The following is a 12,526-nucleotide window of genomic DNA, read 5'->3' on the forward strand; positions in this document are numbered from 1 at the left end:
TGTAAAAGCAGTTATCCAACATTACTTGTAAAATCAAACAGTGAAATCTGGTTGGACTGTGGGATATCTCCGAACAGTCCTAATTTATCCATTAAATCAATCACAGTCTTGCTGACCTTGGTGCGGTCGCGGAAATCATCCTTGGAAAGGAATCTTCCCTGTACAGCGGCATCCACCACAGCATCTGCTGCCTTGTCTCCAAGACCCTCTATGGAATCAATGGACGGCATTAGCTTGCCCTCTATGATCTGGAAACGGTGGGCCTTTGCCCGGTAAATATCAATGGGCATGAAATCATAGCCTCTGGCGTACATCTCCTGGACAATACGCATATCCTTCAGGGTATCCTGCTCCTTCTTGGAGGCAGAGTCTCCCTTCTTTCGGATCTCAGCCATATAAAATTCCAGCTTTTCTTTTCCCATGCACATCAGCTCATAGGAAAAGGCTGTGGCACGGATACTGAAATATGCCCCATAATAAGCCAGCGGCTGGAATACCTTGAACCAGGCAATTCGGTACGCCATCATAACGTAGGCGGCCGCGTGGGCTTTCGGGAACATGTACTTGATCTTTTTACAGGACCAGATGTACCAGTCCGGAACGCCGTGTTCCTTCATGGTGGTGATCCACTCGTCACGAAGGCCCTTTCCCTTACGGACGCTTTCCATAATGGTAAACGCAAGACCACTCTCCACACCCTGGCCGATGAGATAGATCATAATGTCATCTCGGGTACAGATTGCAGTGGAAATGGTTGCCTTTCCTTCCTCGATCAGGGTCTGGGCATTTCCCAGCCACACGTCTGTACCGTGGGAAAGTCCGGCAATACGTACCAAGTCGGAAAAATATTTCGGCTTGGTATCCACAAGCATCTGCATGGCGAAATCAGTACCAAACTCCGGAATTCCCAGGCAGCCAAGCTTGCAGCCGCCAATATCCTCCGGCTTAATTCCAAGAGCTTCGGTGCTGGCAAACAAAGACATGACCGCCTTGTCATCAAGAGGAACCTCTCTGGCATTTAAATCTGTCATATCCTCAAGGGTACGGATCATGGTGGGATCATCGTGTCCCAGTATATCCAGCTTCAGAAGGTTTCCGTCAATGGAGTGGTAATCAAAATGGGTGGTGATAAATCCACTGCTGGAATCGTTGGCCGGATACTGGACCGGGGTAAATTTCTCGATTTCTTCTCCCATGGGAAGTACGATAATACCTCCCGGGTGCTGTCCTGTGCTTCGCCGGATTCCGGTGCAGCCCTGGACAATACGGTTGATCTCGCAGGAACGCTTGTGCTGTCCCCGCTCTTCAAAATAATTCTTCACGTATCCGAATGCGGTCTTATCCGCAAGAGTACCGATAGTACCGGCCTTGAAGGTCTGGCCTTTTCCGAATATAACTTCTGTATAATGATGGGCATTGGACTGATATTCTCCTGAGAAGTTCAGGTCGATATCAGGCTCCTTGTCTCCCTTGAAACCAAGGAAGGTCTCAAATGGGATATCAAAGCCCTGCTTGGTCATCTTGGTGCCGCACTTCGGGCAGATCCGGTCTGGCATGTCGCATCCTGCCATACCTGCAAATGCCTTGATCTCCGGCGAGTCAAAATCACTGTACTTGCACTCCGGATTGGGGCACAGATAATGAGGCGGCAGCGGATTTACTTCCGTAATACCGGACATGGTGGCTGCCAGGGAAGATCCTACGGAACCTCGGGATCCAACCAGATAGCCGTCCGCATTGGATTTCCACACCAGCTTCTGGGCAATGATGTACATCACCGCATATCCATTGGAAATAATGGAGTTCAGTTCCTTGTCAAGACGGTCCTCCACGATCTTCGGAAGCACTTCCCCGTACATCTCGTGAGCCTTCTGGAAACACATGTCCTTCAGATCCTGGTCAGAGTTCTCGATGACCGGCGGATACTTGTCCGGATGGATCGGTGACATTTTCTCTATCATATCCGCTATCTTCACCGTATTTGTAATTACCACTTCCTCTGCCTTCTCACTTCCCAGATAGGAAAATTCCTCCAGCATTTCTTCTGTGGTACGAAGATACAGCGGTGCCTGATTGTCCGCATCCTTGAAGCCGCTTCCTGCCATAATGATCCGTCGGTAAATCTCATCCTGGGGATCCATAAAATGCACGTCGCAGGTGGCCACTACAGGTTTGTGGAACTGGTCGCCAAGCTTCACGATCTTCTTGTTGATCTCGATCAGGTCTTCCTTGGAATGGATGGTGTCGTTCTTCTCATCCTCGATCATGAACATATTGTTTCCAAGAGGCTGGATTTCCAGATAATCGTAGAAGCTCACCAGCCTTGCGATCTCCTGCTCCGGCGCATTTCGAAGCAGAGCCTGGTAAAGCTCTCCCGCCTCGCAGGCGCTTCCGATGAGAAGTCCGTCCCGGTGCGCCTCAAAAACACTCTTCGGCACACGGGGCCTGTGGTTAAAATATTTGATGTGGGACTGGCTTACCAGCTTGTACAGATTGATTCGCCCGGTCTCGTTGCGCATGAAAATAACCGCATGGTAGGTAGGCAGCTTCTTGATGGTATCCGGGGAAATTTTTCCCTGCTCATTGAGCTGGTTGACATCGGTAATGTCCTTATCCGCGCACATTCCCACAAATTTCTCAAATATGCGTGCCGTACATTCCGCATCGTCTACCGCACGGTGGTGATGATCCAATGACACGCCAACCGCCTTGGCTACGGTGTCCAGCTTAAAACGGTTCAATGCAGGCAGAAGAAATCTTGCCATGCCCACCGTGTCTACATAGGTAAAATCATTAGGGATGCCCATGCGATTACAGTTCTCTATAATAAAGCTCATATCGAAATCCGCGTTGTGGGCTACCATAGTCGCCCCTTCGCAGAATTCCAGGAACTTAGGCAGAATCTCCTCAATAGTGGGTGCGTCCATGACCATGCCGTCATTGATGCTGGTCAGCTGTTCAATTCGAAATGGAATGGGCACCTGGGGGTTGACAAAGGTGGAAAAACGGTCTGTGATCTTGCCATTTTCCACCAGAACCGCGCCGATCTCAATGATCTTGCAGGTCAGCGGGGAAAATCCGGTGGTCTCAATATCAAAGACAACAAATCTGCCGTCCAGCGCCTGGCCCTTGGGATTGGTTACCATACCTTTCAGATCATCTACAAGGTACGCCTCCATACCATAAAGCACCTTGAATTTGGAGTCCTTCGGCACACAGCCGCCCCAGGCATCAAAGCAGTGGTTTGCCTCAGGGAATGCCTGTACCACACCGTGGTCTGTGATGGCAATGGCAGGATGTCCCCACTCATAGGCACGCTTTACCAGAGCTTTCGCCTCTGTGACGCCGTCCATGTCGCTCATCTTGGTGTGGCAGTGAAGCTCCACTCGCTTCTGAGGACTGGTGTCCACTCTGGCGCTTCTGAAATCTGCAATCTTCTTGATTCCGGAAATGGAACCAATGGTAAGCTCGCTGTCGAAACGGTCGATGGAGGTGACGCCCTTGATTTTCAGGAAGGCGCCTTTTTTCACATGCTCTGTTACTTCCGGCACCTGCTCGTTGCGCAGGAACATTTTTACTGTGATGGAATCGGTAAAGTCTGTAACCGGGAAAATCAGAATAGTTTTCTCGTTTCGTATTTCCCTCGCTTCCACTTCCATAACCTGGCAGCGGACAATGACCTCGCCCATCTCCTGGACAATACTCTCAAGAGGAATGGGCTCGCCTTCGAAATCCCTTCCATATATAACATCCGGGTTGGGGTCCTTGCGGTAACCGCCGCGGAAATCTCCCCATTTGCCCTTCTTTTCGAATGGCTTTTTCTCGAAGGATTTCTTCTCCTGTGCAGCCTCCTGCTTTTTCTCCGGCTTTGCTGCTGGGGTTTTTTCTGCCTTTTTGCCCTCTTTTTCCTCTTTTGCAGTTTCTGCTTCTGCCGCTTTATTAGCCTCGGAAAGCTTGGCATGCTTCAGCACATTTGCCACTTCCTGCTGGATCTGGATTGCCGCATTTCTGCGGTATTTGCTCTCCTCAGTTTCCACATAATCCAGGGAAACCTTCAGGTCCATACCGCAGCGCTCGCAGAAAATCTTGTGCAGATACTCGATGAGGATCTCGCTTTTCTGTCTGGCGATGACGGAATCCGGCAGTACCATGTGCAGACAATCCTCCTCCGGGAAGGTAATCTGTGCCTGCTTGAACAGGTTGTACTCCAGCATGTTGTAATTGCGAAGCTCCAGTTCCATGCTGGAACGATAGGTGTCCAGAAAGTTCTTCGGCGTGTACTGTCTGGACAGATGAAACTTCTCAATGACCTTCACAGATACCTCAAGCCCCGGGAAGCACTGTCTTTTGATCTGCTCTTCCAGGCTGAAAATATGCTTTTTGTGGATCCAGCGGTCGCTTCTCAAATAGACGCGCACACAAGTTTTGGCTGCGTTGCACGCTACCTTGGTGACGATTACCTCTTCCAGAAGCTCACTTAGTTCCTGTTTCAGTTTTAAGTTTGGAAATACATCAAAAAATTCTTTTTCCATTTATAAAGTCTTCACCTTTAATCACTGTTGTTCCTTGCTTTCCCAGTTCATTAGCTCTTCCCGCAGGGTATCCAGAAGCTGATCCTCCGGCACTTTTTTTACGATCTCGCCGTCTTTGATCAGCAGTCCCACGCCGACGCCTCCTGCGATTCCAATGTCCGCTTCCTTGGCTTCTCCCGGTCCGTTTACCACGCAGCCCATAACGGCTACCTTGATATCAAGAGGGATATCCTGAACCATAGTTTCCACTTTGTTGGCAAGGCCGATCAAGTCAATCTGGGTTCGGCCGCAGGTGGGACATGATACTACCTCTACGCCGCCTTTGCGAAGCCCTAATGTTTTCAGGATCCGCTTGGCTGCTTTCACTTCCTCAAGAGGTGCGCCTGTCAGGGATACGCGGATAGTGTCTCCAATTCCCTGGTATAAAATGATTCCAAGTCCGATGGCAGACTTGATGTTTCCGGAGTAAAGGGTTCCCGCCTCTGTGATTCCCACATGAAGGGGATAGCTGGTCTGCTTTGCGATCAGCTCGTGAGCTTTGGCACACATCATAACGTCAGAAGATTTGATGCTGATCACCAGATTGTCATAGCCAAGCTTTTCAATAATGTGTACCTTGTCCAGTGCGCTCTCCACCAGACCCTCTGCAGTAACGCCGTGGTATTTCTCCACCAGTTCCTTCTCAAGGGAACCGCTGTTTACACCAACACGGATGGGGATATTCCGTTCCTTTGCCACGTCAACTACAGCCTTGATCCGCTCTGTACTTCCAATGTTTCCCGGATTGATGCGGATCTTATCTGCGCCGTTCTCCATGGCCGCAATGGCAAGTCGGTAGTCGAAATGAACGTCTGCAACCAGGGGAATATGAATCTGCTTCTTAATCTCCTTCAGCGCCCTGGCAGCTTCCATGGTCGGCACTGCACAGCGGATGATGTCGCAGCCTGCTGCCTCCAGGGCAAGGATCTGGGCTACTGTTGCTTCTACATCTTCTGTTTTGGTATTGGTCATGGACTGGATCAGAATGGGATTGCCTCCGCCGATCTTTTTGTTTCCAATCTGTATTACTTTTGTATGGTCTCTGTACATATTTTTCCTCCTATATCTAAAGGGCACGAAAGGGATGCCGTAATCTGACAGACACCCCTATTGTTTTCAGTGCTGGATCTCCAACAGTTTATTCTTAAGCTCGTCTTCCATTCTGCGCATTTCCACCTCTGCCTGCTGTCTCTTGATGCGGCCTTCCTTCTGGATCTTCATCACATCATCCAGTGTACTGATCAGCTCCTGGTTGGTCTGCTTCAAGGTCTCAATGTCCACAATTCCCCTCTCGGATTCCTTGGCTGTCTCTGTGGATGCAAGGTGAAGGGCCTGGGCATTCTTTTTCAGAAGCTCGTTGGTAAGGTCGGTTACCTGTCTCTGGGCCTGGGCTGCCTCTGTGGAATGGGCGATTCCAAGCGCAAGAACCATCTGGCTCTTCCACAGCGGAATGGTATTTACAATAGTAGTCTGGATCTTCTCTACCATAAGCGTGTCGTTGTTCTGTACCAGACGGATCTGGGGCGCAGTCTGCAGGGAAATGGTTCTGGTCAGCTCCAGATCATGAAGCTTCTTCTCGAAACGGTTGCACTTGCTGTCCAGATCCTTGGCTTCCTGTGCATCCTCCGGAAATCCGCTGGCTGCTGCCTTGGCCTCTAAGTCTCTTAATTTGCCCTCGCGTACCTCCTGCAGCTTCTGCTTGCCTGCCAGAATGTACATGGTCAGTTCTTTATAGTAGTTCAGGTTCTGGGCGTACATTTTCTCAAGAACTGCTGAATCCTTCATCAGACGCATCTGGTGGTCCTGAAGGGAAGTGGTGATCTTCTGCACATTCACCTCTGCCTTGGCATAGCGGTTCTTCATATTCTCGATCTTGTTTCCCTGCTTTTTGAAAAAGCCAAGGAAGCCTTTTTCCTCTTCTGTGGCGTCAAAGTCACGGAGCTCGCCTACCACCTGTGTGATCAGCTCCCCTACTTCGCCCAGATCCTGTGTGCGCACATTCTCAAGGGCTGCATCGGAAAAATCAGCCATCTTCTTCTGGGTTCCAGCTCCGTACTGAAGGATCTGGTTGGTGTTCTCAATGTCGATTTTCTGTGCAAAGCTGTCTACCATCTGCTGTTCCTCTGGGGTAAGAATGGTCTGCTCCATCTCTTTTTTCACAGCTTCTGCTTCCGGCACTGCAGGGGCTGCTGGCTTCGCCTCCCCAAGATCCGGTTCCAGTGTCAGTGTAGGTGCAGTTTCTTCAAAGCCTTTCAATTCATCTCCCATGATATCCTCCTTATGTGCAGATTTCCTGATGATCTGCAGCTGTATCCTGATATGGTTCTATTTTCTTTTATGCCTTCTCTTTCGCTTCCCGTCTCATGCGGGTAAGCTCGTCTTCTGTCAGGCCCTCCTGGGCAAGTACGGTGTTCAGCACGGAAATGTCGCTGGAAACGTCAATTGCCGTATCCTCAAACACAGAATCCAGAAGCTTCTCAAACGCAACGTTCAATGTGTCAATGGTGTCCTCAATCTCCTTCTTGGAAGAAGCAATATTCTCTCCCTGTATGGGCTGGCTGTCCATGTCCTCATAGGCATTCAGAAGCTTCACCGTCATCGGCAGGTAATAATCCATCAGTCGGTTCAGATCTGGAATGATCTCCGGGTGTGCCTTGGCACGCTCAAAAATCTTCTGGACGATCAGCTCCATTCTGGAGATCTTCCTGGAGATTTCTTCTCCTGGAATGGCATCGTTGCTGCGGCGAATCTTCTCCAGAAAGTCATTGCCTTTATCCAGAACCAGCTGTACCTCCGGGGAAATCTCTGCCCGTTCTCTTTCTTTTGCCTCAGCTTCCTTCCGGGCTTTTGCATCTGCCTGCTTTTGAAGTTCTGCCTCATGGCTCGCCCGCTCTTCGTCCTGGCGTTTTCTTTCTTCCAACTGCTTCTGAGTGCTTACGTACTGGTCGTATGTCTCATTGCTGGTGATCAGGCAGGTCTCCTGGGTATCCACATGTCCCTGCAGAAACCAGCCTTTGTCTATCATTTTCTTAATGTCTCTTTTTACAAATTTCACAGGCTTGCCAACAGCAAGGGACAGATTTCGGAAATCACAGTAGGTGTGGTCTCCAAGTGCCCGAATGTATTTGCTACGGCGCTTCAGGCCTGCAAGATTGCTGCAGCCATTGCCAAGAAGCACGCCGCCCGCTGCGGTAAAAGCACCGAAGATTCCGGTGATCACCATGCCTCCCGTTCCCACGCCGAAGATCCCCATTCCGATCAGGCTGACCATAAGCCCTATTCCCATGGTTCCAGTGAGAATGCCGCCGAACACGGTTTTCAGGATTCCTTTCACCTTAATGCCGTTAGTTGGCATGTATAGGGCAGGAAGTTCCGGCTTCTGGCTGCTGCCTGAATTTCTCTGTGTGTAATTCCATGCTTCTGAACGTTCTTTCTGGCCTGTGCCCGTCTGGTTCTTCTGAAAATCCCAGGTACGGTTCTGTCTGTAATCGTAAGAGCTTCCGGTGCGGTAATTGGTGTATTTGCCACTGTTCCCGCCAAATGTATTGTTCAGGGCATCCCGCAGCGCCTCGCTTCCATTGTCGATTGCCTTATTTACAGTCTGATTAATGGTCTGGTTCAGTTTCTGGTAGTTCTTCTCATTGATTGCACTGTCAATGATGTCCTGGATTTTTTCTCCAAGCTCATCTAATTCGTGATATCCCATTTTTTCCTCCGGATATTTTATTCCATAACGCCTGTCCTTTCATTATACAAAAATCCCTCTAAAAAAACAAGACAGCATAAAATATAAACACGCTCCAGATCCTTTTCCCCAACTTTTTCACAGGAAAAAACTGAAAAATCTACTTTTCCCATTGAATTTCACACGTAAAAGTTTTACAATGGTAAAAACGTTGTGGATTCACATTCAGAATCTACCCCAAGAAACCACGCTAGGAGGAAATTGTTATGGAGAAAAAAGACATTGACTGGGGCAACCTGGGCTTTGGTTATGTAAAAACAGACTATCGTTATGTATCCAACTACAAGAACGGTGCCTGGGATGAGGGTGGCCTGACCACAGATGATACTGTTACTATCAGCGAGTGCGCAGGTGTACTTCAGTACGCACAGACTGTTTTTGAAGGTATGAAAGCATACACCACAGAAGACGGACGTATCGTTACTTTCCGTCCTGACCTGAACGGAGAGCGTATGGAGCACTCCGCAGCAAGACTGGAGATGCCGGTATTCCCGAAAGACCGTTTTGTTGACGCAGTTGTTCAGACAATTAAAGCAAATGCTGCATATGTACCGCCATACGGATCAGGCGCTACTTTATATGTACGTCCGTACATGTTCGGAAGTGACGCTGTTATCGGTGTTAAGCCAGCGAACGAGTATCAGTTCCGTGTATTCACCACACCGGTTGGACCATACTTCAAAGGCGGCGCTAAGCCGATCACAATCCGTGTCAGCGATTTCGACCGTGCTGCACCGAACGGAACCGGACATATCAAAGCAGGCCTTAACTATGCAATGAGCCTTCACGCAATCGTAGATGCTCATAAGAACGGATTCGATGAGAACATGTATCTTGACTCCAAGACACGTACTAAAGTTGAGGAGACAGGCGGAGCCAACTTCCTGTTCGTAACAAAGGACGGCAAGGTTGTAACACCGAAGTCTGACAGTATCCTTCCATCCATCACACGCCGTTCCCTGATCTATGTTGCCAAGGAATACCTTGGACTTGAGGCAGAGGAAAGAGAAGTATACTTCGATGAAGTAAAAGACTTCGCAGAGTGCGGTCTTTGCGGTACTGCTGCTGTTATCTCTCCTGTTGGAAAGATTGTTGACCACGGCAAAGAGATCTGCTTCCCAAGCGGCATGAACGAAATGGGACCGATCACCAAGAAGCTGTACGAGACACTTACCGGAATCCAGATGGGCCGCATCCAGGCTCCAGAGGGATGGCTGAAGGTAATCGAGTAATTTTTCCGGAATTTGCATTTTCGTATCTGAGGATATGAATTTTACACAGCACATAAAGAATCCGGCATTTTCATTCTTGAAAGTGCCGGATTTTTTTATATGCCGTATGACAAATTCCATCTTTTATTTATTTCTCTCGTAACGTACAAATTTGTACTCCAGGTCAAAATAGGTCTGCTCTTCGCTCTCGGCTGCTGCATGCCATTCCGGGTCTTCGTCCAGATTGGGGAAATAGCTGTCTGCAATGTAGGCGAAATCAATTTTGGTCACCTGTGCCACGTCGCAATATGGAAGAAGCTGTTTGTAGATGGTGTCACCGCCGATGCAGTAAACATCTTCTGCATTGTATTTTTTCAATTCTTCTAACAGTTCCTCGATGGAATGAACAATGATTGCGTCCTTTACCTTGTAATTCTGATTGTGGGTCAGTACAATATTAGTACGGTTCTTAAGGGGAAGTCCTCCTGGAAAGCTTTCCAGGGTTTTTCGCCCCATGACGCATACCTTTCCGGTGGTCTCCTGACGGAACATTTTCATGTCTGCCGGAATGCTTACCAGAAGCTTGTTGTCTTTTCCAATTCCCCAGTTTTTATCTGCTGCTACGATAATTTTCATTACTTATAATCTCCTTTATACAAACTCAGTTTCCTATTCCATGCTCAAATTGCAATGGGAATATTCTTGATCTGCGGCCAGGTCTGATAGTTCTCTACTATCAGATCATCTGTAGTAAAATCATAGAAATTCTTCACATCCGGATTCAGCTTCACAGTTGGTGCCGGATAAGGGGTTCTGGAAATCAGCTCCTTAATTACCGGGATATGTCTGTCATAAATATGGCAGTCTGCGATCACATGCACCAGTTCTCCGGCCTCCATGTCACAGCTCTGGGCAATCATCATTAGAAGAATAGAATACTGGCACACATTCCAGTTGTTTGCAGCCAGAATGTCCTGGGAACGCTGGTTCAGGACGGCATTCAAGGTAAGCTTGTCCTTTCCCGGCTCCTTTGTCACATTAAAGGTCATGGAATATGCACAGGGGTACAGATTCATCTCATGGAGATCCTCATGCACATAAATATTGGTCATGATTCTGCGGCTGTAGGGATTGTTCTTCAGATCGTAGAGGACGCGGTCCACCTGGTCCATCATGCCTTCCTTGTACTGGTGCTTCACGCCCAGCTGATAGCCGTAGGCTTTTCCAATGGAACCGTCCTCGTCTGCCCAGCTGTCCCAGATGTGGCTGTGAAGATCATGGATATTGTTGGATTTCTTCTGCCAGATCCACAGGATCTCGTCCATGGCACTTTTCAGCGCAGTTTTTCGAAGGGTCAGCGCCGGGAATTCCTTTCTCAGATCATAACGGTTCACCACACCGAAACGCTTGATGGTATAAGCGGAAGTACCGTCCTCCCATACCGGGCGCACCTTTTCCCCTTCCGTACTGGTTCCGTTCTCAATTACATCCTTGCACATATCGATAAATATATTATCTGCTAAACTCATGCCTGTCCTTTTCCTCCTGTTTCATCACGTTCTTCACTCAATGCTTCACCAATTTTAGCATAGATTTTCATAAATAACAAGGTTTTAGAGACTTCGGGTAAATTACCTTTTTTCTTTACATTCCCTCAATCCCATGTTATAGTAGACCCCATGAAGAAAATTTTAATCCATTTACTGAAACCTCTTTCTTTTCTTCCTGCAATTCTGATGATGTATCTGATTTATTCATTTTCAGCCCAGACAGGGGAGGTGTCTGGTGCCCTAAGCTATGAAGTCAGCTACCAGATTGTAGAGACAAAGAATGAAGTTCTAAACGAAAACAAAACGGAGACAGAGCTTGCCTATTCCGCAAGTTCCATCGAATTTTACGTAAGAAAAGCAGCGCACATGACAGAGTACTGTATTCTTGCCATTGCCATCTCTTTTCCCTTTTATGTGTACGGGGTGAGGGGCATCTGGCTGATTCTGTTGGCTGGTGCGGTCTGCGTAGGCTTTGCAGGTCTTGATGAATATCACCAGTCTTTTGTGAATGGACGCGGTCCTTCTGTGAGAGATGTGTGCATTGACAGCAGCGGTGCCGCCATCGGAATCCTGCTTGTGCAGGCCTTCTGCTGGTCCACCACCCACAACCCCAGCAGCAAAAAACGCCGCCGAAAACGCCGTTAAACATACCACGATATCGAAAAAAGAGGAAGGATTCCACGTAATTATGGAATCTTTCCTCTTTTTTGAATTTTTACAATTTGGACTGTGACCCTCTGATTACATAGAAACCCGTAAGGGAATCAGTCGGAAAGGAGGGCTAGAGCGTGCTCCCAAAAGGCTTTCTGCGAGATGTACGTCACAATTTGTGGGAGATTTTGTTCGGATGAGGGCGCCGTAGCGGGCTACGGCAACTGAATTCGGGCAAAATATACCGCAAAGTGGGGCGTGCAGATTGCGGGAATGATTTTGGGGGCACGCTCTAGGCCAATGAGACTTCTTATTTCTCTTCCTCATCCTCCTGCGCATCCCCCAGCTTGCTTACCAGGTTGGCGCGGTCTGCGATGGACATCTTTTTGCCAGGTTCTGTACTGTTTTTTGTCTGTGGCAAAACTGCAGCAGATGCGCTTTCGTTGGCAGCGCCCTGTGCCTGCTGCGCGTTCTCAGCATTCGCCTGCTCTTTTTGCGCTTTGCTGACCTTTAAGCTGCCGCGGATTCCATTGATCACGAAAATCACGCCCAGCACAATAAACACAACGCCAGCCACCATAAATCCCGGGCTGCTGCCCTCTGCGCCTTTCATCACGCCCTGGCAAAGGGACACGCCAAGATAAGCCACATAAGCCCCTGCCAGTATCATGATCAAGTAAGTGCGCAGGGGAACCCCGCTCTTGGGATTCTCCCCGCCTGCCTTCTCATCGGAAGCAGCTGCCGCTGTATTTTCTTTTATTTTCCCCTCACGATTTCTGTTTTCGAAATCTCCCATCC

General features: G+C 48.7%; 9 protein-coding genes and 1 pseudogene. 2 read left to right on the forward strand and 8 right to left on the reverse strand.

Annotated features, from left to right (window positions below; all coding sequences use genetic code 11):
- Nucleotides 1–11: 11 nt before the first annotated feature.
- The 4 genes from H8S54_RS11855 to H8S54_RS11870 all read right to left on the reverse strand — a co-directional run bounded on the left by H8S54_RS11855 (nt 12) and on the right by H8S54_RS11870 (nt 8,277).
- Nucleotides 12–4,532 carry a PolC-type DNA polymerase III gene (locus H8S54_RS11855; RefSeq protein WP_186901554.1) on the reverse strand — a complete coding sequence of 1,507 codons (4,521 nt, stop codon included), beginning with the start codon at nt 4,530–4,532 and terminating at the stop codon, nt 12–14.
- A gap of 21 nt (nt 4,533–4,553) precedes the next feature.
- Nucleotides 4,554–5,621: a flavodoxin-dependent (E)-4-hydroxy-3-methylbut-2-enyl-diphosphate synthase gene (gene ispG / locus H8S54_RS11860; protein WP_021924278.1), complete on the reverse strand. Its 1,068-nt coding sequence runs from the start codon at nt 5,619–5,621 to the stop codon at nt 4,554–4,556.
- 66 nt (nt 5,622–5,687) lie between these two features.
- Entirely contained in the window at nt 5,688–6,839 is a 1,152-nt protein-coding gene (locus H8S54_RS11865) for a toxic anion resistance protein (RefSeq protein ID WP_021924279.1), read from the reverse strand.
- A gap of 67 nt (nt 6,840–6,906) precedes the next feature.
- Nucleotides 6,907–8,277, reverse strand: a complete 1,371-nt coding sequence (locus H8S54_RS11870; RefSeq protein WP_117854113.1) for a 5-bromo-4-chloroindolyl phosphate hydrolysis family protein — start codon at nt 8,275–8,277, stop codon at nt 6,907–6,909.
- A gap of 245 nt (nt 8,278–8,522) precedes the next feature.
- On the opposite strand from H8S54_RS11870, the gene H8S54_RS11875 reads away from it, so the two are divergent.
- Nucleotides 8,523–9,548, forward strand: a complete 1,026-nt coding sequence (locus H8S54_RS11875; protein ID WP_021924281.1) for a branched-chain amino acid aminotransferase — start codon at nt 8,523–8,525, stop codon at nt 9,546–9,548.
- Between the two features lie 123 nt (nt 9,549–9,671).
- Here the strand turns inward: H8S54_RS11875 and H8S54_RS11880 are convergent, their stop codons facing one another.
- Nucleotides 9,672–10,163 carry a dihydrofolate reductase gene (locus H8S54_RS11880; protein ID WP_186901555.1) on the reverse strand — a complete coding sequence of 164 codons (492 nt, stop codon included), beginning with the start codon at nt 10,161–10,163 and terminating at the stop codon, nt 9,672–9,674.
- Between the two features lie 44 nt (nt 10,164–10,207).
- A complete protein-coding gene (gene thyA / locus H8S54_RS11885; protein ID WP_021925155.1) occupies nt 10,208–11,056 on the reverse strand; it encodes a thymidylate synthase in 849 nt (282 codons plus the stop codon).
- A gap of 150 nt (nt 11,057–11,206) precedes the next feature.
- Between thyA and H8S54_RS11890 the strand changes: the two genes are divergently transcribed.
- Nucleotides 11,207–11,722, forward strand: coding sequence for a VanZ family protein (locus H8S54_RS11890; RefSeq protein ID WP_186901556.1), 516 nt, complete (start codon nt 11,207–11,209; stop codon nt 11,720–11,722).
- A 96-nt stretch (nt 11,723–11,818) separates the two neighbouring features.
- Here the strand turns inward: H8S54_RS11890 and H8S54_RS19045 are convergent.
- Nucleotides 11,819–11,947 (reverse strand): annotated as a pseudogene (locus tag H8S54_RS19045) (DUF6783 domain-containing protein); the annotation flags it as partial.
- Nucleotides 11,948–12,038: 91 nt separating this feature from the next.
- Nucleotides 12,039–12,524, reverse strand: coding sequence for a hypothetical protein (locus tag H8S54_RS11895; RefSeq protein ID WP_021924962.1), 486 nt, complete (start codon nt 12,522–12,524; stop codon nt 12,039–12,041).
- Nucleotides 12,525–12,526 lie beyond the last annotated feature (2 nt).

The sequence above is a fragment of the Blautia segnis genome (assembly GCF_014287535.1).
Classification (GTDB): domain Bacteria; phylum Bacillota; class Clostridia; order Lachnospirales; family Lachnospiraceae; genus Blautia_A; species Blautia_A acetigignens.